The organism is Gilliamella sp. Pra-s60, assembly GCF_009795755.1.
GTDB lineage: Bacteria > Pseudomonadota > Gammaproteobacteria > Enterobacterales > Orbaceae > Gilliamella.
On record NZ_WTFA01000006.1, the window covers coordinates 66,963 to 92,204 of the forward strand.

Genomic DNA, 25,242 nt, shown 5'->3' on the forward strand with positions numbered 1-25,242 from the left:
AAACGGCTTTCCTGCTATGTTTTCTTGTTTAGTGACGCTATTTTTAATTAATCCGCGATTGTTTGAAAGAAGCCAGAATCTCGCCTAATCGGCTATTTTGTTCTTGGCTAATTTCTCGCCCTGCATGATGTCCAACATTTTCTTGCGCCAATGTTGCAAACGCAATAAACCAATCAAATATCGCATACTGAGAATAATTTTTAGTGTGATCGTTCAGTTTTGGTAATGAATGCGATGATTGGGCATTAAATTCACTTAATGGTGAAGAAAATATCGGCTTACCTTGATTAACTCGACTCATTGGTATATCACCCGCTTGTCCTTCAATAAAACCAAGCCAAGCAATAAAGTCTGTTAGTAAAGTATGAATGGTACTGAGTTGTCTAGACTCAAGATCATCACGTTTACTCCCTATATTTTCATTATTTAAAATATGCTTAGTTAAATTTTCTTCCAATTTCATTCGATTTGCAGCAGTAATAATCTCTTCTATAATAAAAGAAAGTGACTTTTGATTGATGCCAAAAAATTGCAAAATATGCTTATCTAACACAATATTTCTTAAATGCTCTAGCCATGCCGAAAAGACCGTTGTTGCAAATTTTGATTCTGTCTGTAATACGTCTGTTGATTTAGTCGTTAGCGATGAACTTGAATCAGAAAACAATTCAAAATCAGCATTTAAACCAAAATCATTTGATAAATTATCTAATAAATTATCATTGCCATCTTGAGCTGTTTCATTATCGATAGAGCTAGAATGGTAAAGAGCTCTAATGGTTTGGTCTGGTAATTCAAGAGTTTTGAGTAACTCTCCTAACAATAAGGCTTTACTCTGTAACTCTTTAACAACATCTGCAATGACTTGTTTTTTCTTAGCTAGCGCCTCATCATTATCCGCTTGATACCAAGTATCAAATCGCATATTGATGATATACTCAATTTTTTCGTTAAGTTGTTCAACAATTCGTTGTTGTTTAACTTCTGTGATAGCAACTTGTTCTAGGTATTGGCTAATTCGTCCGATACCTCCATCATTCAGTTTTAACATGGCATTCCATGCATCTTCCGGCTGGGAAACATATTCATTGATATCGCTGTTTTGAACAAATGTATTTCTTAATACATCCATTTTTGCTTGATAATTTTCATTATAAGCCAGTTCTTGACTAGTGCTTGGATCAACATTTAAAAATGGCACATCAAATCCAGGTTTACGGACTAAAAAGACATTATTAAATTTATGATCGTTTGACCAGTTACTTAACCAATCATAACTACCAAATCGTTCTAAAATTGTTTGCTGTAATAACCCACCTTTACCCCAGCTATTTTTAAGATTATCTTCAGATAGCGTTAACGATGTACCAATGCGTTTATCAAACATGGTAATTGCCCACAATAACCCTGCTTTTTTAGTGGCTCTTTTTTCAGCCGTTTCGCCTTGTGTTTTATCGATCCAGCGTTCAAGTACAGGACCTACATCATTAACATCAGATTGTTTATCTGATGGTGTACAGACAACAAGTACGTTCATTTCTTGGCTATCAGTGTATTTTTCAAATAGATAAGCAACTTTACCACGTAATAAAAGTTGAGCAATTGGGTTACCTTCTTTAACATCTGAAATCGATATCAAATTTAAACGCCCTCGATATCCAGGAAAATCAAGTAAATCCACATTTTCAAACGTTGGTACTCTAGTTTTATTGACTAATGGAAAGATTAATTCAGCAGTTAAAAAAGCAAGTTGTGCTAAAGAGATTGCAACGGGTTCGCCATTTAATGGTGTTATGGTGACTGATGAATCTTTGTCGGTATTCAATCGTTCAAGAATATCAACATTCATAATGCTATCGATTTGTGACTTAGTACCATTATTATCTTTGATTAAGACAGAAAGTGGTGCGTATACTGTTTCAGCATAACCTAAATTTGATAAAGTTGACGCTAATTGAGTATAAATATTGGTGAGTTCAGCAATTCCACCCCATAAAACCGAAAACAGCTCACCTCTATCAGCTGTTGTTAGATAAGGCAGAAGGTGAATGGTTTTATCCCAATAACCGCCTTTTAATTCTTCAAGCGAATTGCCAAAGTTTTCAGATAAATAATCGTACAGGTCAACAATGTCATCTTTACTAACACCACCAACATAGTGAGCTTGTTTTTTATTTTCTAAACGTTGGATCAACTGGTTTAACTGTGAAAAGTCGACTTTATTGGAGACTTTCTGCTGATCGAAATCTTTAAAATAAGCATTAATTAAGATTTTAACGATTTCAATCTCGTTAAACAATTTTAACTCTAACGGATAATTTGGAATACCACCTTTAGCAATGCGACTAAAACGTGTCACCAGTCCTGTCGCTTCTTTACCACTGCCGACTGGATTAACATGGTCAATAAAATCTAATACTTCGTTATCGACAACTGTTTCTAGTTTACCGTTTTCGCCTGCAGCAAGTGCTGAAATAAGGTAAGATTTACCCGCTTGTGATAAACCAAAAAAACCAACCGCAACAGATTTAGTTGATACATCGCCCAATCGTTTTGCACTGTTTCGTAAACGGCGTAAATCTAAAATTAAATTATCCGCTTCACTATCTAAACGTTTAGATGAATGGCGTGTTTGATTCACCCAATCAATGGCCTCTGCGGATGCTTGATAGACCTGATCCCAAGATTTAGGTAGTTGTTCGTTTAAGTTTTTCATCGTTTTATCATTCCACTATCAAGCCAATATTGCGTGCTAATTAAACCAGAGTTAACCATGGTATTTAAGCTTAGTTTAATATCCTGATTCTTATTACAAGCTCGCCCATCCGAGGCTTTTACATCTTTAATATAAAAATTTTCAACCGTTTTTTGTTTATTTTTAATACCTAATGTGACCTCTAAAATCACACCGTCAGCACTTAATCGCTTAGCTACTTCACTGCTTTCAATAGTTAAAATATAGATAGGTGATGCAGGCCAACGCTCGACCTCTAGCTGTCTAAATCCTAGCCTTGTCGTCCCCCTAATTTCGAACGAATGCTCAGGAAAGTCATAATCAGGATTATCCAGATCAATATCTTGATAATAGACATTTTCTTTTTTAATCATATTAAGATTATCTAAAAGTCCAATGTACTTAACGGTTGAATATAAATCTATATTTGAGGATCTAAAATAGAAATTATGTAACCGTAAATTTTTGCTTAAAAAGCACAACATTGCCCCTACTGCTGCGGTTGTTTTAGGATCATCAATGCGTTCTTGCTTATGGAAAGGATACCAGCCACCAGTATAATAACCATGCAATGGCAAAATTCGCCCCGCAGGCATTGATAAGCGTGATCGGAAATAACTTTGAATACCCGGTAAACGAGAAGGACGACCGGTTAACAACAGCACATCACACTGATAGCAGCTAATAATTTCAGATAGTGCATCAAATGTTTTACAAATATTATAATAATCGCCACGAATAAACAGATAATGAATGCGCTTTAAATTAATTTCGATATCTAAATCAAGTACCGAAAAATCAGAATTATTCAATGCTCGTCTAATAGGGTCATTAATAAAGTTAAGGACATGCTCTGTCATGACATTATGTTGTAACAATGCTTTAAACGTCGAACGATAAACATGTTGATCTGCATGTAACGGATCATAAACTTCATAGGACTTTAATATTTGTAAGCCCACTGGCATAAATAACTGTAAGGTAAGTTGCTGGCGCAATACCGCATCTTGAATGGACAATTGCTGAGAGCCAATAATGGTCGACAAAATTGGGTTAGGATCAGCAATGCCAGCTTGTTTTAAACCGTTTGTTAAAGCGGTTAACACAGTATCTTGGATGATATCAAGTAAAATATCGTCCCCTGCGACTTTAAATCCATCACGAAAACGCTGCGTTGGTACAATATAGGCATTACTACTATTGGCTTGTCCATTTGCGCTGTACTCTAATTGATAATCGTTAATCACTAAATCCGTCGTGCCACCACCAATATCAACAGTGGCAATAGTTAGCTTCTGTTTATCTGCTTTGCTAGGACGCACCATTGAAGCAATAAACTCCTCACAACGACCATTATAATTGTTTTGTGTTTCATTAAATAAGTAAACTACTTGACCACAAGTTGCTTCATCCCATTGAATGTGCACTTCTGGAATATTTGGCCACACACTTTTAAGCTGTTCTGGGTTATTAAAATCAATATTATCATCTAAACCATCCCAACCAAGGCTTTTCCAAACTAAGCCAATAGCTTGATATACACAACTTTTAAATATAGCCTGCTCTGGCTTTGGCATGGCTGGCGGAATAGTTAAAATAATTGAGCGTAAATTACGTGGCGTTTTAGCGTGTTCCAGTTTATTACGCTGAGCAACACTGTTTATTTGCATTAATGCATGCATTAACACTTCGCATAGCATAAATGTCATCAATGAGCTTCGTGAGTATTTAGGGTGAAAAACCGGCATCTTGCGGTCATACTCTTCTTGAATATCATTACTAAGAATGTGTAATGCTTCACCATATTCATTAATTAAACTTGAAAACGGTTCAGCCGTTGCAAAAGGTTCATGGTCGCTTTTTACGTAATGAGAATTAAAACGCCAACCTTGTTCGTATTTATCTTGGTCCCACAGATAACGTTTTGGGCTTGAAAGCCCTGTTGCTCCTTCATTACCTTCACGCCGACTGGCCAGCCTGCTAGCTTCTTGTCCTACTCGAACAATACTTGGCCAACGAAACGTGTCACGGCGTCCGCTTTGTAGCGAAAAGTGTTCCTTACCAAAAAAGGTTTGAGCAAATTCGACACGGCTTTCAAATGGTTCATTATAGATATGCTCTGGCTGAGTTAAATCACGAATTTCAAGTTCATAACGATGATTTAAACTATCTTTATCTTGGGCATGATCTTCAATTAAAATGCCACAAGTTCGAGAATTTCCCACATCTAAAATCATATCAACAGGAATTGATTTAACAATATCATCTTTATTATTTGACACAATCTTAATTGTTGGCAATTGCAACGAATCAGCAAGTAAATGGATAATGTTTAGGTAATGTCCATAGTAAGTTTTATTTTTTATTTCTTGATTAATATCATCTTTATGAATCTTTAAGCGCTCAGGTTGTGGCGCCAACTCTTGAAAGAGATCAATTAACCAACTGGTTATCCATTTAAGTTCTAAAAACCATGACACGTGATCGGAACGATGTGCTAAACTAAACACAGCACCAGTCATTACATCGTTTTCGGTTGGGGCAAGGTAGGCAACATCTTGTAAATTCGCAAATACTTTTGTATCAAATGCAAACGTGATTCGGTGTGTATTGCCGTTAGGATCTTCCCCTTCGGGAATATTAACAATTCGAACTCGGCTCCAGTTATGTGGACCTTTATCAAAACGTTCAGGAGGAATTGAGCGTAAAACAGGAACCGGTAACCAAATACCATCAAATAATTTTAATGATTGATCAACGCTAATTTCTTGTGTTGGATTAACCGCAAATGTGCGGTTATCAGGTGTAAAAAATTGACCACTGTCAACATCTTCAATCAATCTAATTAGTGCACCACTTTCTGATGGATCAATAAAACACCCATTAACTTTACTGCGCCATTGATTATCTTTCCAATCGATTTTAAGTGCAAAATCAAGAAACTGAATACCACTGTTCATAATAAGTGTGACTTCTTGACCATAATTGCGTAATTCTGGAAGCATATATAACCTTTATTGTTTTTTCATCGTTATTGGGAATGAAGTCCCATTATTATAAATTCCTTGGCAATTAGCTTTATTATTGTTGCCCGGTGTACATTGAATGCTTGGTAGTTGATATTTGCTATTATCACTACAAATAGCTTCATTGTTACCCGCAATAGCTAAATTAGCATCTTTAATATTTGTACCAACCTTACCGACACATTTCACACCGTCACTACGTGTTACTGTAACCTCGCCATTTCCATCATTAAAATTATAACTTAACTGTAATGGTTTACCTGTGGTTTTGTCTTGAATACCGCCGTTGACAGACCATTGACCATTTAAGAATTTTGTTGACCCCTGCGTTATTGCATCAGCAGGTAGCGCTAAATTATTTGTTTGATCAACAGCCGGAGTGGTAGTATCTTTATCTGATGGTATAGATGTTGGATTCGTGCTGTTTTGCTCATTTTTTCCATCTACATTATCTTTTGTATTATCAGAATTACCGACATCAGGAGATGCCATTTGCTCGTTTTTATTATCTTGAGCATCAGGAGTTGGCGTATCATTACCTTTATCGCTATTATGTCCATTGTCAGAAGTTGCTGAATGATCAACTGCGTCACCTGCGGTATTAGTACTATTAGCAATCGCATTAGCATCAACTGGAATTGTACCATTTACTATGCCATTACCTGCAACACCCAAATGATTATCTACCTCAGCCTTTAACTCTCTTTCTGGTTCTTTTTCATCGTGTTTTTCGCCATTAACAACAGGCACACTAACATCACCATTACCTGATAACGATAATGAAGGATTAACCGTTATTTTTGGAGTTAACCAACAGCCTCGTAGTAAAAAAAGAGCTAAAAGAAGCAATAACAAAGGTAACAAGCCTAATAACCATACCCACCAACATTTCCACCATGGTCTGGTTTTGAGCGGTTCAGGTATCGGTGGTGGGGTAACAACGGTTGCTGGAGTGACTTTTTTTACTGGTTCTAAACAATAGAATGGAGAATTGGCTTGAGGTGTTTGTGGATGCAAGAATCCCCAAAAAGTAATGACAGGTTGACCATTAACAATGTAAACAAACTGATTGCTTGGAAAACGGATTGCCATCAAATTAGACTCAGCATTATCAACGTTATTTTTGGGATCATAAATAAGTCGACTAAAAAGCAGTTGATCACCATCTAAATTTGGGTTACTAGCTAATTGCTTACCTAAATTTATGACTTTATGTTCAAATTCTTTAAGTAAAATCAGTGCTGATTCCTGCTCTGATTCGCTGGCAGATGTCCAAGGAATAATATCATATTGACCATCGGGGAGATTTGAATCAAAAGGAATATACCAATCAATAATATTACCTTGATCATTCCGTTGAGGAATAGCTAAATAATCAGCATACTGCTTACCCAGTTTAACTCTAAACATTTCACGAATCTGAGTCGCTACTAAATAAGCTGCTTTACCATCATATCCCAACATTTTGAAATCTTTGATATCGCCACTTCTAAGTAATGTATTTGCCATATATTCCTTTCTATTTTCTTATATTATTTTTATTTCTTATCATTTTTTTACAGTAAAAACAAGTTTAACAGAAAACGCCATTATTGTAATTGATGTCAATATGCGTATTATAAATTTTTAATCATATTTCTTGCTAATTTTTAACAAACATATCGACAATGATAAAAAGCGGTTTTCCTATATATTTTTGACAATTTTATTTTAAAAACTCATCATCTGTTAATACACGCAACGGTTGCATATCACTTTCACCTTTTATTACTAAAGAAGGATCAGAGCGTAAACATGTACCTCCATAGTGCCCACCCACCGTAAAGGTACATAGCTGTAGATAACGATCTTCGACTTTTGGTAAGCACCATAGTTCTTGATAAATATTTTCTTGTTTAGCAAAACGTCCAACTGTTTTATCAAGGATCTGCTCTTGATGACTTACTAATTGGATATCACTTCCACGACGTCCTGCTATTGGTTTAGCCGCATACCCCTTTTTAATTAAGCTTTCATTGAGTTCAAATGTGGATTCTAATAAATAACGGTGATTTGGAAACAATGACCATAATACAGGTAAGATAGCTTTATTACTTGGAATTACCGTCCATAGTGGCTCGAAAACCGAGATTTCTGGTCGCAATAAGACATCAATTAACCTAACTGTATTGTCAGGATGCCAAGTGCGAATTGGTAAACCTGCAATTTGTGCTTCACTTTCCTCACGAAGCTGTTCTAATACCGTTTCCCAAGCCCACGTTTTCCAAACACAGGTAACTTGGCGATCGTCATCATCCACAAGTTGACCACGTTTATCCCATCTTAATCCATTGAGTCCCCGCAAGATTTTGCTATCAAATCCGGCCTGAGTAAGCGCCGTTTGCATAAATAACGCATGGTAATTTTCTTCACTATCATTATCTTGCATGATATGGACAAAAGGTTGAGCATCACTATGTCGCCAACAGTCAGCCAAAGAATTGAGTAAACCACTACTCGGGTTAGTTCCTCGATTTAATCCAGCTTGAATAGCCCATTTTTGTAAAATATCGCCCGCTTCAGTATGGCATGAGGCGGAATCGGCGTTATATTCATACACTTTTAAGCCTCTTTCATCCATACAGAAATCTAATCGACCCGTTATCATTTGGTAACGGCGTTGCTGCCATGAAAGCCTCAATCTTGGCCAAAGTATTTCGGGAATATTAAAATTCTTTAATAAATCATTATTTTTTAAAACTTTGTCGGTCGCATGTAAATACATTAAATGCAATTCATTGGTGGCTCGAATTAATTCTTGTTCAGCACTTTCGGAAATCATGAAATAACGATAATGATCATCATGGCTAATCGCATGACCTGCTGCTAATACATAGGCGTTGTCTAAGGGATCTGATTCATTCAACCACTTTTTATCAAATTGCCCTTCATTTTTAAGGTGAGCACTATGAATAGTCAGTAATGGATTTGCGACGGTTGGTTGTGGCAAGCTATATGCAGTGTCATCTGTTTGGATCATCCATCCTAAAATTTTAGTATCATCAAACGTATCATGTAATTGATAACCTTCGTTTGTCACGCTCATCTTAAGTTCGCGTGTCCATTGTTGCCCAATAGGTAGTCGCACATGGATGACATTTTGCTCTGCCACTCGGACTTTGTCTTCAAATACTTCGGTTATAACCGCAACATGACCTGTACGATCAAACACGCCACCATCATCCCATATCAATAACGAGCCCGCCTCGGGCATTTTTTTGCTGCCATTAGCATATGCTTGCAAAGGTAAAATCGCCTCATTAACAACTTGCCTTAAAAAACGAAGTGAAAAAATTTCATGCGCCATTCCCACATCAGTAAAGACAATGCCATAATTTAAAAATAAAAATCGTCTTGCAAATTCAACGCATTGCCATTTGTACCCCATATATTCATATCCACAATAACTACGAAATGAGGCATCATTTGGGTATTGATTTTTATCTAATGTTTCATAATCAGATGAATAAATAGCAACACCACCCGGTGCATAACCTAATAATGTACCGAAAGGTTCTTTATGATTGGAATTAGATGACATGATGTTTTAGCCTTATAGATAAATAGCAAGATACGTTTATTTCACTATGTTAGAATTTTCTTATCATAGCTCAAAATATATACTTTAAAAAGCGATGTTTATTGTTCGTTACTTGAAGAACGCTAAACCGCCTATATATACTAATGATTCTTGATATGGATACATCGAACCAGTAACTGAGAAAATAAGATTATGCAACCAACAAAATTAAATGAATTATTAGAGTTTCCATGTTCTTTTACCTATAAAGTCATGGGAGAAGCCAAACCAGAGCTTGTCGACAAAGTGGTATCTGTCATTCAGCGTCATGCTCCAGGTGATTATACGCCATCAATTAAACCGAGTAGTAAAGGTAATTATCATTCAGTTTCAATTACCATCAATGCAACACATATTGATCAGATCGAGAATCTTTATAAAGAATTGGGCGAAATCGATATTGTAAGAATGGTTTTATAGCGTTTTGCTTTTCTATTCAAAATGGCGTTTTATTGTTATTGATAAGGCGCTATTTTGAGTAATATCACCAAACTAAAAACTCCAATAAAATCAATACTTTTTCTGACTGATTTTTGAATAAATTTTTCACTTCTATAAAGAAAAACACGTCAAAAAAAATCGAATAAAATCAATAACTTTCCTGAACGTTTTTTGGCAGTATTGGTTATGACTTCGCTTTTGTTTTTGCTATATAAGCAACAATATTAACCAACTTGAAAGAGAAAGAGCAAGATAGTTCACAGCCTTGCTCTTTTAATTGATAAACAAATTATCCTAAAATATTAGCTAACTCTTTGGTTACATCAGCAACAGCTTGCGTGCCATCAATTCGGAAATATTGTGTTCGCCCTTCTTTGGCTTCATGCTGATAATAACTAATAAGTGGTTTAGTTAGATCGTGATATTCAACAAGGCGTTTACGAACAATTTCTTCGTTATCATCTTTACGAATTGTCAGCGGTTCGCCTGTAACATCATCAATATTTTCAACTTTAGGTGGATTATGACGAACATGATAAACCCGACCAGAAGGTGCATGAATTCGACGTCCACTCATGCGATCAATAATCACAGCATCGGGTACGTCAAACTCAAGTACATAGTCAACATTAATACCCGCAGCTTTCATGGCATCAGCCTGTGGCACGGTGCGAGGAAATCCATCTAACAAAAAGCCATTGACGCAATCACTCTGTGCAATACGCTCTTTGACTAACGCAATCACTAATTCGTCGGTAACAAGTTTACCTGCATCCATGAGTTCTTTAGCTTGTAAACCTAGCGGCGTACCGGCTTTTACTGCTGCGCGTAACATATCACCGGTTGAAATTTGGGGGACCCCATATTTTTGCATAATAAATTGTGCTTGCGTTCCCTTGCCTGCTCCTGGTGCTCCTAATAAAATAATTCGCATAAAATAACCTCTTATGGCCTTTAATATAAATAAAGTCTTCTATTCTGGTAAATAATGAAATATCACTTTACTGCTGGAAATCAAACCATCAGTATGACAAATATAGTTAACTGCCCCACAGCCTTTAATTATTTGAGCCTGTTGTTGACAAATAGGGCAAATGTATTGTTCAAGATAATGCTGCTGACATTGAGAGCATTGATAATGTTGCGGTGAGGTAATTGTCATTTTATGATGACATTTTGGACAAATGCCTTCTTGTCCGCTTTCGACCGCTATTTGTTGTTTTGACATAAATTATTTTCGCCCTCTTACATGTTTCATCAATCGGCGTCGTTTGCGCTGTTGTGATGCAGTTAAGCTGTTTTTTCTACCCTCAAATGGATTGTTGCCTTCTTTAAACTGAATTCGAATAGGTGAACCCATAATTTTTAACGAACGTCTAAAATAGTTCATCAAATAACGCTTATAAGAATCTGGTAGATCTTCAACTTGGTTACCATGAATTACAACAATGGGTGGGTTATAACCACCTGCATGAGCATATTTTAATTTAACTCGACGTCCTTTTACCAATGGTGGTTGGTGATCATCTTGTGCCATTTGCATAATTTTGGTTAATAATGCCGTATTGATTCGTCGAGTTGCACAATCATAGGCTTCTTGAATTGAGTCAAATAAGTTACCTACACCACTACCATGAAGAGCAGAGATAAAGTGCACACGCGCAAAATCAATAAAATCAAGTCGATCATCAAGTGTTGCTTTAACTTGTTCTTTGATATCTTGAGACAAACCATCCCATTTATTAACCGCAATAACCAGTGAGCGCCCACTATTGATAATAAAACCCAGTAACGATAAGTCTTGATCCGAAACGCCTTCTCTGGCATCAATCACTAAAATTACCACATTAGCATCTTCAATTGCTTGTAACGTTTTAATGACGGAAAATTTTTCAACCGTTTCGGTGACTTTTCCACGTTTACGCACGCCAGCCGTGTCAATCAAGATATATTCACGCTCATCCCGCGTCATTGGTATGTAAATACTGTCGCGCGTTGTGCCGGGCATGTCATAAACAACGACTCGCTCTTCTCCTAAAATACGGTTAGTTAGTGTAGACTTACCAACATTTGGTCGTCCAACTATCGCTACTTTGATTGGTTGGTTGATTAATGATTCTGTATTATCAAACTCGGAATCATCATAAGACAGCGCTAAGTCGTTAGATTGTCCGTCGTCATCAAAATCACTATTTTGTTCATCATCAAACTGAAAAATAGGATCTAATACAGTTTCAATCAATACGCTGACCCCACGACCGTGACTGGCCGCTATTGGGTAAATTTCGCCTAATCCTAAACCATAAAAATCAGAAATTGCGCTATCAGCGTCGATTCCGTCAATTTTATTGGCAACTAAAAAAGTAGCTTTTTGGCGAGAACGCAAGTGCTTAGCAATAGCATGATCCGCAGGCATTGCTCCCGCTCTAGCATCAACTAAAAAAAGAACGATATCAGCTTCTTCTATGGCTTGTAGGGATTGTTCAGCCATAAAGCTTTCAACCCCATCTTCAGTGCCATCAATACCACCCGTATCAATCAAGATATACTCATGGCCCTTAATTTCTGCTCGCCCATACTTACGATCACGTGTTAATCCAGGAAAGTCCGCTACTAATGCATCTCGGGTTCTCGTTAACCGATTAAATAAAGTCGACTTTCCAACATTTGGACGACCAACAAGTGCTACAACAGGTACCATGTTTCTTCTCTAAATTGCTTTAATCTTGTATATTAATTTTTTGTAAAAGCGTAAATATCACCATTTTTAGCTTGAACAATGACTTTATTGTCTACCACTAATGGTTTAGATATTAATCCACTACTACTCACTTGTGTTTTTGCGACAAGTTCACCATTTTCTGTATTTAGCCAGTATAGGTAACCTTCAAAATCACCAAACACAATATAATTTTGGTAAAGAGCAGGATCAGTTAACTGACGATGACTAAGATCTGATTGAGTCCAAAGCACTGCACCACCATTTTTAGTAATAGCTTGAACGTTGTCGTTTTGATCAATAACAAATAATCGATTAGTATCAACAGCAAAGCTGTGAATAGAACCAAGCTCTTTACGCCAAACTGGTTGTCCATCACTTAAATCAAGTGCAACAATACTACCATTATAACCAACTGAATAAACTAAATTACCTTCAACAACGGGGGTTGAATCAACATCATTTAATTTTGCAATTTCAGTAGAGCCTGATGGTTGCGAAATACGTTGCTGCCAAATTAATTGACCATCATTAATATAGTAAGCATTTACTCGCCCATTATCATCGCCAAAAATAGCTGCACCATGAGCAATTGTTGGCGTCGAGTTACCTCTTAGCGACAATGCCGGAACTTCTAAGGATACATCCCACAGATTATCACCCGTATCACGATTTAGGCCTTGAAGAATGCCACTTGCGGTATGAATGATTAATTTGTCTTCAGAAGATACAGGACGAGCAAGAACTTCGCCCTTTACTGGTTTTTCCCATACTACTTTTCCGTCTTGACGATCTAATGCATACACAATAGCTCGCTCACTGCCCACATAGACATATTTATCATCAGCACTTACGCCTCCTGAAAATAATGCAGTTTTGCTACTAAAAAGTGTACTTTTTGATAGATTTACATCCCACAATGTTTTACCGTTTGATAATTCAATAGCTTTAACTTGCCCACTACGACTAGCTACATAAATAACATTATCATAATTAATCGGACCTAATAATGAATAAATATGAGTATTGCCTGCAGTGCTATTTTTCCATACTTGCTGAATAGGAAATTGATTGTTTATCGTTGGTGACGGTGAAACTTGAACAATATCTTCTTCTTTACCGAATAAAGAGCATCCAGCGAGTGAAAACATAAAAACACCAGTAAAAAAATATTTAGATAACTTCATTGTATAGACCCTTATAGCAGGATAAATTAATTTTTACTTTCTTCTGTTGCTTGCTTTTCTTTAGCCTCTTGTTCGGCTTTTTCTTTAGCCGCCTGAGCTTCTTGTTCCGCCTTTTCTTTGGCTGCTTGGGCTTCTTGTTCAACTTGTTGCTTTGCTTTTAAATATTCGGCTTGATTCAGCTTCATTTTAATGGTTTCTTCTAAATCTGGGGTTGGTGAAGAGGTTAGCGCAACGTTGTAAGCATCGACAGCATCAGCATAATGTGTCATTTTAACAAAGACATCGCCACGAAGATCGTTAATTACTGCTCCCCAGCTTTCATTATTAATATGGCTTAACGAAGTTAAACTTTCTTGATATTGACCTTGTTGATATTGTAATCGCGCAATACGAATGTTAATAATCGTTTTAATCGGTTCTGAGTCAGTTTTCTTTAATGCATCAACTAATAATTCTTGCGCGCCGTGGTAGTCTTTTAAAACTTCAACATAAAATTTAGCCGCACGCAAACTAGCAAATACACCGTAAATAGTATCGTTGTCTTTAGCAAAAGAGACCAATCCATTAACAGAATCTGTCTTAGCATCATCTAACTCAGCAATTAGCTGCTCGTACTTATCTGAATATTCAATTGCCTTTTCAGTTTTATATGATTGCCAATAGCGCCAACCATAAAAAGCCAATAATCCGATCACCACAATGGCAACCATACTTTTCCATCTTTTAGCAAAAAAGCTTTTTATTTTTTCAAGTTGTTCTTCACTCGATAATTGATGACTCACGTTTTTCTCCTATTCTTTACTTAATCGCTAAACAAGTTTGGACAACTTCTTTTTGTGCTACTTCAACTTGTTCGCCTGTTTGTAAATTTTTAATCATTACAGACTGATTAGTTAGTTCATTTTCACCAATAATAATCGCTATTTTAGCACCTAATTTATCAGCCTTGGCAAATTGTTTTTTAAAATTACTACTACCATAATTTGTCATAATTCGCCAATTAGGTAGGCTATCGCGTAATAACTCAGCAATATTTTGTGCAACTGAAATTGTCTTTTCATCGCCCGATGAGATCATGTACACGTCAATTGAATTATCACAATTGAATGATGGATTAACAGCTTGAACTAATAATACTAAACGCTCAACCCCCATTGCAAATCCAACTGCTGGTGTCGGTTGCCCACCAAGTTGGCTAACTAACCCATCATAACGACCACCACCACAAACAGTACCTTGGGCACCTAAACTAGTGGTTACCCATTCAAATACAGTACGGTTATAGTAATCTAAACCACGAACTAATCGCTGATTAATATTATATTTTATCCCTGCATTATCCAGTAGACGACATAACCCTTCAAAATGTTGTTTCGATTCTTCGTCTAAATAATCAAACAATTTTGGCGCCTGATTAAGTAGCTCCTGCACAACTGGATTTTTTGAGTCAAGGACTCGTAATGGATTAGTATACATTCTACGTAAACAGTCTTCATCCAATTTGTCTTTATATTGCTCAAGAAAAGCAACAAGTGCATTTCGATAATTGGCTCTTGCTTCAAGTGATCCAATTGAATTGAGTTCTAAGGACGTATGATTTTCCAGACCTAACGCTTTCCAAAAGCGTGCAGTTAAAAGAATAAGCTCTGCATCAATGTTTGGTCCTTCAAGCCCAAAGACTTCAACACCAAACTGATGAAATTGACGATAACGTCCTTTTTGTGGTTTTTCGTAACGAAAAGCGGGTCCTAAATACCAAAGGCGTTGTTCTTGATTATAAAAAAGTCCGTGTTCAATACCTGCACGAACACAACCCGCAGTAATTTCAGGGCGTAGAGTGATGCTTTCATCATTACGATCATTGAAAGTATACATCTCTTTCTCAACAATATCGGTGACCTCGCCCACAGCTCGCTTAAATAGTGCGGTATCTTCAACTATTGGTGTTCTTATTTCATTATAGCCATAGCTATTTAATACACCTTTAACAATTTTTTCAATCTGTTGCCAACTTGCGCTATCTGTAGGAAGTAAATCATTCATCCCACGTATAGATTGGATTTTTTTTTCTGTCATTCGTTCATTCGCTATTAAATAAAATTATAATTCCGTTGCTACAATTCGATTTTTCAAAATTAATGCTTTAGCTCGAATTTTAGCTTCTAATTCATCAATCATTCTTTCGTTATCAATACGACCGATACGCACACCATCTTCATAAAAGCCACTTTTATTATGACCACCAGCAACGCCCATCGTTGAAGCTAAAGCCTCACCAGGACCGTTAACCACACAACCAATAATAGATACATCCATCGGTATAATGATGTCTTCTAACCGTTGTTCTAATGCGTTGACTGTACTAATGACATCAAACTCTTGGCGAGAACAGGTTGGACACGCAATAAAGTTAATGCCACGAGATCGTATACGTAGTGATTTTAAAATATCAAATCCTACTTTCACTTCTTCAGTTGGATCGGCTGCTAAAGATACGCGAAGTGTATCACCAATCCCTTCTGATAATAATAATCCTAATCCTATTGCTGATTTAACTGCACCACTACGAACACCACCAGCTTCGGTAATACCTAAATGCAATGGTTGCTTAATTTGCTTAGCCAATAAGCGATAAGCATCAACAGCAGTAAACACATCTGATGCTTTTACACTCACTTTAAATTGTTCGAAATTAAATCGATCAAGTATATCCACGTGGCGCATTGCTGATTCAACAATCGCTTGTGGTGTTGGTTCACCATATTTTTCTTGAATATCTTTTTCAAGTGATCCCGAATTAACACCAATGCGTATGGGAATATTTTTCTCTCTGGCACAATCAACAACAGCACGGATCCTTGATTCATTCCCTATATTTCCGGGATTAATTCTTAAACAATCAACACCATATTCCGCTACTTTCAAAGCGATACGATAATCAAAATGAATATCAGCAATAAGTGGAACGTTAGTTTGCTGTTTAATTAATTTAAATGCCTCAGCTGCATCCATCGTTGGAACGGATACTCGCACAATATCAACACCTACACGTTCAAGTGCTCGAATTTGAGCAACAGTCTTTTCAACATCCGTTGTACGAGTATTTGTCATCGATTGAACAGCGATAGGAGCACCACCACCTATCGGCACACTACCGACATAAATTCGGGTAGATTCTCGTCTAATAATAGGTGAATCAGGATGACTCATAACATGCCTAATGATATTACAAAATAACCAGCTAACAATCTTAACAAGATTTAAAGCAAATGTCTGTATGAGAATAACAAAATTTGCTAACTATTAACATGGTTAAAAGAAGATGGGGAAACATAATGACTGACTTCAACAAAATGACTTTTATCATCTTTATTAATAAAATATAAAGCCACACCAAGAACACAAAGAAGAATAAATATACCCATAAAAATAAAAGGTGCTTTACTTCTTTTTTTAACTATAAGCGTTTTGATTTGAATTTTCTTTTGTTGAGATTTAGACTGCTTGGTTAATTCATCGATGTAAGGCTGATACTGCTCAGCTGATAAGCCAACGATTTCGGCATAAGAACGAATATAGCCTTTTACAAAAACGAAAGGGGCATGGGGTAATTGGTCTTTTTCTATATCGTCAATTACAGTTTTTCTCACATGAATTTTATTGGCAATATCATCTTGAGTTAACCCCATTTGTTCTCGTAAATCTGCGAGCATGACTCCTAATGAAATATTGTCCATTATCCCCTCATAAATTTCATACTAACCATTAGTTAACATAATTTTACATACTTTTACGTATTTTTACAATTAAGCAATTTTTTTCGCACTAAACCACTGTGTCGGCTTTTCTATTTCATTTTGGGCTGCAACTAATTGTAGTTCATATTCATCTTGTTTTAAGGTTTCAAGCATAACAGCATACACGGCAGAAGTCGTGTGTTCAAAAGCCTCAACCAACGATTTACCAAGCAAAATATTTGCTAAAAACAGTCCACTAGTCATATCACCAACACCAACTGGCTGCCTTACACCAAAATCAACAAGTGGGCGATCTATATGCCACGCTTCGTTTTGAGTCACAAGCAACATTTCAAAACGATCATTTTTATATCCTGCACGGCTTAAATGTTTGACTAAGATTGCTTTAGGACCTTTTTTACATAATTGCCTACAAGCTAATATTGCTTCGTCAACATTATTGATACGTTGTTTACCATTTAGTTCTTCAAGTTCTAAAATATTCGGTGCCATCATATCAGCCACAGGCAAAGCGGTATTACATAAAAACTCTGATACACCAGGTGCAACAAAACAACCTTTTTCAGGATGCCCCATTACAGGATCACAAAGATAAATCGCATTTGGATTAACAGCTTTTACCTTTTTAACAATCTCGATAATAGCATTGCCTTGCTCTGGTGATCCCATATAGCCACTTAATACCGCATCACAACGTTTCAATTCATCAATTTCATGAATTCCATCGGCAATCTCTGTTAAATGAGATGCTGACATTACCGTTCCAGTCCATTGGCGATATTGAGTATGGTTAGAAAATTGTACGGTGTTTAACGGCCAAACATTAACACCTAATCGACGAATAGGAAATTCAGCTGCGCTATTTCCTGCATGACCAAAAACAACATGTGACTGAATCGATAAAATATTTTTCATGAGATTAACTCCAAATTAACAAGCAATAATATTTTTTGCCACGACGAAGTAAAGTATAACGATTAAAAAGCTTATCGCTATCAGTAAAACGATAATCTGTTGTAGTATTACGTTCACCATTAATTGAAATAGCATTGGATTCGATCATCGTTCTAGCCTGACCTCTTGACGGAGCAAACTGTGCATTAACGATAGCTTGTTGTAAATCAACATCACTTTCAACAGCTAATGTTGGCATACCATCTTGAGCTAATTGCTCAAAATCAGCTTCAGATAGATCAGTTAATTTACCTGAAAACAGGCTTTCTGTAATGCGTTTTGCTGCAACAAGCCCATCTTCACCATGGACTAAGCGAGTAACTTGTTCAGCAAGTACGTATTGCGCGCGAGGTGCAACACCACTATTTTTATCCTCTTCCTCTAATGCGTCAATTTCACTTAACGGCATAAAGGTAAAGAATTTTAAGAAGCGATAAACATCTGCATCAGCAGTATTGATCCAAAACTGATAGAATTTATATGGGCTAGTCTTTTTAGGATCAAGCCATACTGCACCACTTTCAGTTTTACCAAATTTAGTACCATCTGATTTAGTGATTAACGGCACTGTCAAACCATAAACTTGTTTTTGATGTAAGCGACGAGTTAAATCAATACCAGCAGTAATGTTACCCCACTGATCCGAACCACCAATTTGTAAAACAACATCATGCGATTTGTTCAAACAAGCAAAATCATACGACTGTAACAAACTATAAGAAAATTCGGTAAATGAAATTCCTACTTCATCACGATCAATACGCTGTTTCACTGACTCTTTATTAATCATTGAATTAACTGAAAAATACTTACCAACATCACGCAAAAAAGTTAGCACATTCATACCGCTAAACCAATCGTAGTTATTAGCAACAATCGCTGCATTTTCACCGCAATTAAAATCCAAAAACGGAGAAACTTGTTGCTTAATTTTTTCGCTCCACTCAACTACGGTCTCTTCAGTATTGAGTTTGCGTTCAACTGCTTTAAAACTCGGATCACCAATTAGACCAGTTGCACCACCAACCAAAGCAATCGGTTTATGCCCAGCTAATTGAAAACGCTTCAAACAAAGTAATGGTACTAAATGACCAAGATGCAAACTATCGGCAGTAGGATCAAAACCACAATAAAGCGCAATAGGATTTTGTTCTATTAGTTCTATTAGAGCTTTTTCATCAGTAAGCTGAGCAATCAGCCCACGCTCTTGCAGTTGTTTGATCACATTTTTTGTCATGATATTTACCTATTAAATTTTTTACGTTTATATTCTACTTTACTTTAAAATAAGATTTATTCTGTTTTGTTATGATAACGTTTATACGCTTGTTTAAAATGATCTTCCACTATTTCATTAGGCTTTTTGTCAAAAAGGCTAAAAACCACAATCGCAATAGAGGCAAATAAAAAGCCAGGAATAAGGGAATAAAGATTAAACCAATTAAAATTAATCCAAAGCAATACAGTTGCAGCTCCAACAATCATACCAGCTAATGCACCGTTACGTGTCATTCGAGACCAAAATACTGAAAAAACAATAATTGGACCAAACGCGGCACCAAAACCAGCCCATGCATGACTCACCAAATCAAGTACACTATTATTGGGATTTATCGCCAATAAAATAGCAATAACTGAAACCAATAACACCATAATACGCCCAACCCAAACCAGTTCTTTTTGTTGTGCTTTTGGTCTAAAAAATGCGCGATAAAAATCTTCGGTTAGCGCACTTGAACAAACAAGTAATTGACAGCTTAATGTACTCATTACTGCCGCTAAAATGGCGGCCAACAAAACACCTGCAATCCAAGGATTAAAGAGTAATTTTGATAATTCAATAAAAATACGTTCATGTTTACCATCATTAATCAAGTAAGCCAAATCGGGATGATGAGCAAAAAAAGCAATACCAAAAAAACCAACCGTGATTGCACCAACTAAACATAGAATCATCCAAGTCATACTAATTCTACGGGCATTTTTCATTACATCATGTGAATCAGCGGCCATAAACCGAGCTAAAATATGTGGTTGACCAAAATAGCCAAGTCCCCAACCTAATAGTGAAATAATTGCAATAAAATCCATATGGGAAAATAAATTGGTGTAATCAGAATTAAGTGATTCAATATAAATCATTGCATCAGAAAATCCTCCAGCATTCACCATAACCATAATTGGCGTTAAAATAAGGGCAAACATCATCAAACTAGCTTGAATGGTATCAGTCCAACTTACAGCCAAAAATCCACCAATAAAGGTATAAATAATTGTTGCTCCAGCTCCGGCTAACATTGCCCAGCCATAACTCATACCAAATGTGCTTTCAAATAATTTAGCGCCAGCAACAACCCCAGATGCACAATAAATAGTAAAAAAGATAAGAATAATTACCGCTGAAATAATACGCAATAAAGAGCTCTTATCGTCAAATCGGCGAGCAAAATAGTCTGGCAATGTTAAAGAGTTATGATTAATTTCAGTAAAAACACGTAATCGTCCTGCAATAAGTAACCAATTAAGATAAGCACCGATTATCAAACCAATAGCAATCCAACTTTGTGAAACACCAAATAAAAAAACAGCACCAGGTAGCCCCATTAATAACCAACCACTCATATCTGAAGCACCAGCTGAAAGCGCAGTCACGACACTACCGATACGGCGCCCACCTAAAATATAGTCACCAAAATTCTGCGTTGATCGAAACGCAAAATAGCCAATAGCAATCATGCCTAAAATGTACACAGCAAAGGTGACAATCATTGGTAAGGACATATCTAAAAAAACCTTGTTTGATGAAATTAAAAAATAGTTGGCTAGCTTATCATAAAATCACCATGCTAAAAAGTCGATGATTAGGAATGTAAATACACAAATATCTAAAATTTGTACAACGTTTAAAATAAATGTCATTGACAATTTATAATGGTTGCTGATGTATTTTGTTGCCAAGCGTATATAAAAACTAAATATGAGCTACAGATAAATAGTAAATAAAAGTATATAATATGTAGCATGCTATTTTTAATATAATAACTTTGTGAAACAATCGACCAGAATACAAATTCTACAAAAATTAAAGGATCATATTAAAGATCCTACAACAGAACTAGTTTATCAAACACCTTTTGAACTACTAATCGCGGTAGTTCTTTCGGCACAAGCAACAGATGTTAGCGTAAATAAAGCTACAAAACCATTATTTGCTATTGCAAATACTGCTGAACAAATTCTAGCTCTTGGTGTTGATAATTTAAAAAACTATATTCGTACAATTGGGCTTTACAATAGTAAAGCTGAAAACATAATAAAAACGTGCCAAATTTTAGTTGATAAGTATCAAGGCGAAGTACCCGAAGATTTTAACGCACTGATTGAGTTACCTGGCGTTGGACGTAAAACAGCAAATGTCGTATTAAATACGGCTTTTGGTTGGCCGACTATCGCCGTTGATACTCACATATTTAGAGTAAGTAACCGTACAGGCTTTGCACCAGGAAAAACTGTTGAAGCCGTTGAACAAAAATTGCTTAAAGTAGTGCCGGAAGAATACAAAATAAATTGCCACCATTGGTTCATTTTACATGGTCGTTATACCTGTATTGCCAGAAAACCCCGATGTGGTGCTTGTGTTATTGAAGACTTATGCGAATTTAAACAAAAAGTTTACCCAGAGTGAAAATCAATGCAAAACAAATTTAATTTAGACCAAGATGATATAAACTTATTTAAAAGTAGCATTGGTAATACAAAAAAGCTTAAGCAAGATACCGTTATTCACAAACCATTAAAACGGTCTCAAAAAATAATTGCTACAGAAAAACTACAACATGAAAAAACTCATGCTGAGTTTTATTTTTCCGATGATTATCAGCCACTATTGCAAGAAGATCCTATTCGCTATAGTCGAGAAAACGCCGATCCATACGAAGTAAAAAAACTAGGTCGTGGATTTTATGAACCTGAGTTTTTTTTAGATCTACATGGATTAACCCAAAAAGAAGCCAAAAAAGAGATCGCTGCACTTATTGCTGCTTGTTTACGAGAAAACGCACATTGTGCGTGCATCATGTATGGACATGGAAAAAACATTTTAAAAAAACAGACACCTATGTGGTTAGCTCAACATCCGAATATTGTCTGTTTTCATCAAGCACCTAAAGAATATGGTGGTAGCGCAGCATTACTTGTTTTATTTGATATCAATAATGAATTAGCAAATAGCTAGTATTTGAAAGTTAGAATAATGATGAATCGCACAAAAATAAAAAAGCCAGCTTAACAAATGCTAGGCTGGCAAACATTGGAAGCAATGTGAGCAATGTCATACTTTTTCAGAAGTCTTTCGAGCTCCAATAAAGTACATTTAAATGATAATGATTACTATTACCAAAATCAAGCATTATTTTCCTTTTCTTGAAATAAAAAAATAATCTTAAAATCAATAAAATTTTAATTTAACTATAAAAAATAAGAAATGACAAAAAAGCAGGGAAGGCTCCCTGCTTTTTTAATAAATTCAATCAATTATTTGAGATAACATGAATTAGGAAAAGATGCCACAATAGCATTACCGCTACTGATTATTTTTGATAAATAAACTCAACACCCTCTTCATCGCTTTCGTCCCAATCATCAAAATCATCGTCATCATCAAAAGCGTCATCCATGGCTTGTTGATGATAATCATCCCACATAAATTCAACTTTTTCAGGTGATGATTCTTCTTGTTCCTCTTCCCGAGGGTGTGCGTTAATATATTCCATTAAGTCCCAACATAACGGTTTTACCCCCTCATGATTAAACGCTGAAATGACATAATATTTGTCATCCCAATCAAGTGCTTTAGCAATTTCTACAGCGCGTTTAGCACTTTCTTCTTCACCTAAAACATCCATTTTATTAAATACTAACCAGCGTGGTTTATTTGCTAGTTTTTCACTATATTGATGAAGTTCTTGAATAATCACTTTAGCATTTTCAATTGGGTCTGATCCATCAATTGGAGCAATATCAATCAAATGAACTAAAACACGACAACGTTCCAGATGTTTCAGAAAACGAATACCAAGCCCTGCACCATCTGATGCTCCTTCGATTAATCCTGGAATATCAGCAACCACAAAACTTTGTTCATTATCCATTCTAACAACGCCTAAACTCGGTACTAACGTCGTAAAAGGGTAGTCTGCTACTTTAGGTTTTGCAGCTGATACAGAACGAATAAAAGTTGATTTACCAGCATTTGGTAATCCTAACATACCAACATCGGCAAGCAATAATAATTCTAACAAAACATCACGTTTTTCACCCGGTGTACCATCTGTTTTTTGTCTTGGTGCTCGATTAACCGATGACTTAAATCGTGCATTTCCAAGTCCATGAAATCCACCTTTCGCAACTAACACTTTTTGCTGATGATGGGTTAAATCGCCAATAATTTCACCTGTATATTTGTCAGTAATTCTTGTTCCAACAGGAACCTTAACGGTAATATCTTTCCCTCTTTTACCAGTACAATCTGAACCTTGCCCATTTTGACCACGTTCGGCTCGATAATTCTTTTCAAACTGGAAATCAACCAATGTATTGAGATTTTCATCAGCGATAAAAAATACATCACCACCATCACCACCATCACCACCGTCAGGACCACCTTTTGGAATGTACTTTTCTCGACGAAAACCGACACAACCATTACCACCATCACCAGCTTCGACCCGGATTGAAGCTTCATCTACAAATTTCATTATTCTTCCTCTTTCTTCTGGTTAATCAGCCAGCCTTTTCTTGGATGCCATAAATAATGCCCAATTGTTGCAAACATTGCACCAGCAACTACAGAAACTGCACCAATATAACCTAAAATATTTAAATACTGCATGGCAAACTTTTCTGGCCAAATCACAGCAAACAGATCTGAAAAAATTAAAGCAAACAACGGTGTTAGTGTTGTAATAGCACTAACCTGTGCAGCTTGCCAACGTTCCATTGCCATAACTAACGCACCATAAGCAATAATGGTATTTAAACCACAAAAAATAATGGCGAACAATTGAGTTGGATCGGCATTGGCTATTTTCGTTGGCGATGCAAATGGCCATAAAAATACAGTACAAATAAGATAAATTAACCAAAGTAGCTGTTCTGCAGCTAATTTACGTAATAACACTTTTTGAGCCAATGCATAAGCAGCCCATGAAATTGAGGCAAGTAACGCAAGCCAAACACCAATGCCATAAGTAGACATATTAGCAAAAAGAACAGTAATATTTTTATTAAAAAATAGTCCTAGACCCATTAACAATACAGAAATACCAATTATCTGTGTCGGTCTCAACCGCTCTTTAAAAACAAAAGCGCTTGAAATCATAAATATAACAATCCCCATTTGACCAACAACTTGAGAAGTTGTTGCAGAAAGGTACTGGACAGCATTTGCAAATAACGCAAAATTGCCGAGTAAACCAAATCCGGCAATCATCAGTAAGATAAAACGTCGACGTTTTTTAAACATCAATAAATTAGGAAACTGCTTTTTATAGGCTAGCCATATCGTGATACCAACTGCGGAAATTGCCAAACGTGACCAAGCCAAAGTTAATGGATCAATAACCACTAATGCATATTTCATTGCAATCGGTACTAATCCCCACAAAATTGCGGTTAACATGGCTAACGCAAAACCTAATTTAACATTTTGCTGTTTTATCATAATAAATAATATTATATAAATTTAAGAAATGAAAAAAGCCCCACAATGACTGTGAGGCTTCCATAACTTTTAAACCGTTTTTA

20 protein-coding genes are annotated in these 25,242 nt (G+C 36.2%); 3 read left to right on the top strand and 17 right to left on the bottom strand.

Annotated features, from left to right (window positions below; all coding sequences use genetic code 11):
• Positions 1-43 precede the first annotated feature (43 nt).
• From GQ596_RS06100 to gss, 4 genes are all read right to left on the bottom strand, one after another.
• Positions 44-2,716 carry a putative virulence factor gene (locus GQ596_RS06100; protein WP_160400797.1) on the bottom strand — a complete coding sequence of 891 codons (2,673 nt, stop codon included), beginning with the start codon at positions 2,714-2,716 and terminating at the stop codon, positions 44-46.
• On the bottom strand, positions 2,713-5,739 hold the full coding sequence (locus GQ596_RS06105) for a virulence factor SrfB (protein ID WP_160400798.1): 3,027 nt from the start codon (positions 5,737-5,739) through the stop codon (positions 2,713-2,715). Before GQ596_RS06105 ends, GQ596_RS06100 begins: the two co-directional genes overlap by 4 nt.
• Before the next feature lie 9 nt (positions 5,740-5,748).
• Complete coding sequence (locus tag GQ596_RS06110) at positions 5,749-7,269, bottom strand: SrfA family protein (RefSeq protein ID WP_160400799.1); 1,521 nt, start codon at positions 7,267-7,269, stop codon at positions 5,749-5,751.
• Between the two features lie 196 nt (positions 7,270-7,465).
• Positions 7,466-9,340, bottom strand: coding sequence for a bifunctional glutathionylspermidine amidase/synthase (gene gss, locus GQ596_RS06115; RefSeq protein ID WP_160400800.1), 1,875 nt, complete (start codon positions 9,338-9,340; stop codon positions 7,466-7,468).
• A gap of 192 nt (positions 9,341-9,532) precedes the next feature.
• On the opposite strand from gss, the gene ybeD reads away from it, so the two are divergent.
• Entirely contained in the window at positions 9,533-9,799 is a 267-nt protein-coding gene (ybeD, locus tag GQ596_RS06120) for a DUF493 family protein YbeD (protein WP_085247195.1), read from the top strand.
• 310 nt (positions 9,800-10,109) lie between these two features.
• Here ybeD and adk read toward each other — a convergent pair whose 3' ends face one another.
• From adk to putP, 11 genes are all read right to left on the bottom strand, one after another.
• Entirely contained in the window at positions 10,110-10,754 is a 645-nt protein-coding gene (gene adk, locus GQ596_RS06125; RefSeq protein WP_160400801.1) for an adenylate kinase, read from the bottom strand.
• 39 nt (positions 10,755-10,793) lie between these two features.
• On the bottom strand, positions 10,794-11,048 hold the full coding sequence (locus GQ596_RS06130) for a zinc-ribbon domain-containing protein (protein WP_160400802.1): 255 nt from the start codon (positions 11,046-11,048) through the stop codon (positions 10,794-10,796).
• Positions 11,049-11,051: 3 nt separating this feature from the next.
• Positions 11,052-12,521, bottom strand: a complete 1,470-nt coding sequence (gene der / locus GQ596_RS06135) for a ribosome biogenesis GTPase Der (protein ID WP_160400803.1) — start codon at positions 12,519-12,521, stop codon at positions 11,052-11,054.
• A 32-nt stretch (positions 12,522-12,553) separates the two neighbouring features.
• Positions 12,554-13,726, bottom strand: a complete 1,173-nt coding sequence (bamB, locus tag GQ596_RS06140) for an outer membrane protein assembly factor BamB (protein WP_160400804.1) — start codon at positions 13,724-13,726, stop codon at positions 12,554-12,556.
• A 26-nt stretch (positions 13,727-13,752) separates the two neighbouring features.
• A complete protein-coding gene (locus tag GQ596_RS06145; protein WP_160400805.1) occupies positions 13,753-14,508 on the bottom strand; it encodes a tetratricopeptide repeat protein in 756 nt (251 codons plus the stop codon).
• A gap of 16 nt (positions 14,509-14,524) precedes the next feature.
• On the bottom strand, positions 14,525-15,802 hold the full coding sequence (gene hisS / locus GQ596_RS06150) for a histidine--tRNA ligase (protein ID WP_160400806.1): 1,278 nt from the start codon (positions 15,800-15,802) through the stop codon (positions 14,525-14,527).
• Between the two features lie 24 nt (positions 15,803-15,826).
• Complete coding sequence (gene ispG / locus GQ596_RS06155; RefSeq protein WP_160400807.1) at positions 15,827-16,936, bottom strand: flavodoxin-dependent (E)-4-hydroxy-3-methylbut-2-enyl-diphosphate synthase; 1,110 nt, start codon at positions 16,934-16,936, stop codon at positions 15,827-15,829.
• 86 nt (positions 16,937-17,022) lie between these two features.
• Positions 17,023-17,463 carry a RodZ family helix-turn-helix domain-containing protein gene (locus tag GQ596_RS06160; protein WP_160400808.1) on the bottom strand — a complete coding sequence of 147 codons (441 nt, stop codon included), beginning with the start codon at positions 17,461-17,463 and terminating at the stop codon, positions 17,023-17,025.
• Between the two features lie 69 nt (positions 17,464-17,532).
• Positions 17,533-18,399 carry a pyridoxal kinase PdxY gene (gene pdxY, locus GQ596_RS06165; RefSeq protein ID WP_160400809.1) on the bottom strand — a complete coding sequence of 289 codons (867 nt, stop codon included), beginning with the start codon at positions 18,397-18,399 and terminating at the stop codon, positions 17,533-17,535.
• 4 nt (positions 18,400-18,403) lie between these two features.
• Entirely contained in the window at positions 18,404-19,675 is a 1,272-nt protein-coding gene (tyrS, locus tag GQ596_RS06170; protein ID WP_202112517.1) for a tyrosine--tRNA ligase, read from the bottom strand.
• A 56-nt stretch (positions 19,676-19,731) separates the two neighbouring features.
• A complete protein-coding gene (gene putP, locus GQ596_RS06175; protein WP_160400810.1) occupies positions 19,732-21,219 on the bottom strand; it encodes a sodium/proline symporter PutP in 1,488 nt (495 codons plus the stop codon).
• Between the two features lie 265 nt (positions 21,220-21,484).
• On the opposite strand from putP, the gene nth reads away from it, so the two are divergent.
• Positions 21,485-22,123 carry an endonuclease III gene (gene nth / locus GQ596_RS06180; protein WP_160400811.1) on the top strand — a complete coding sequence of 213 codons (639 nt, stop codon included), beginning with the start codon at positions 21,485-21,487 and terminating at the stop codon, positions 22,121-22,123.
• 6 nt (positions 22,124-22,129) lie between these two features.
• A complete protein-coding gene (gene smrB, locus GQ596_RS06185; protein ID WP_160400812.1) occupies positions 22,130-22,672 on the top strand; it encodes an endonuclease SmrB in 543 nt (180 codons plus the stop codon).
• A gap of 355 nt (positions 22,673-23,027) precedes the next feature.
• Here smrB and cgtA read toward each other — a convergent pair whose 3' ends face one another.
• Positions 23,028-24,194, bottom strand: a complete 1,167-nt coding sequence (gene cgtA / locus GQ596_RS06195; protein ID WP_160400814.1) for an Obg family GTPase CgtA — start codon at positions 24,192-24,194, stop codon at positions 23,028-23,030.
• Positions 24,194-25,159 carry a DMT family transporter gene (locus tag GQ596_RS06200; RefSeq protein WP_160400815.1) on the bottom strand — a complete coding sequence of 322 codons (966 nt, stop codon included), beginning with the start codon at positions 25,157-25,159 and terminating at the stop codon, positions 24,194-24,196. Before GQ596_RS06200 ends, cgtA begins: the two co-directional genes overlap by 1 nt.
• Positions 25,160-25,242: the final 83 nt, after the last annotated feature.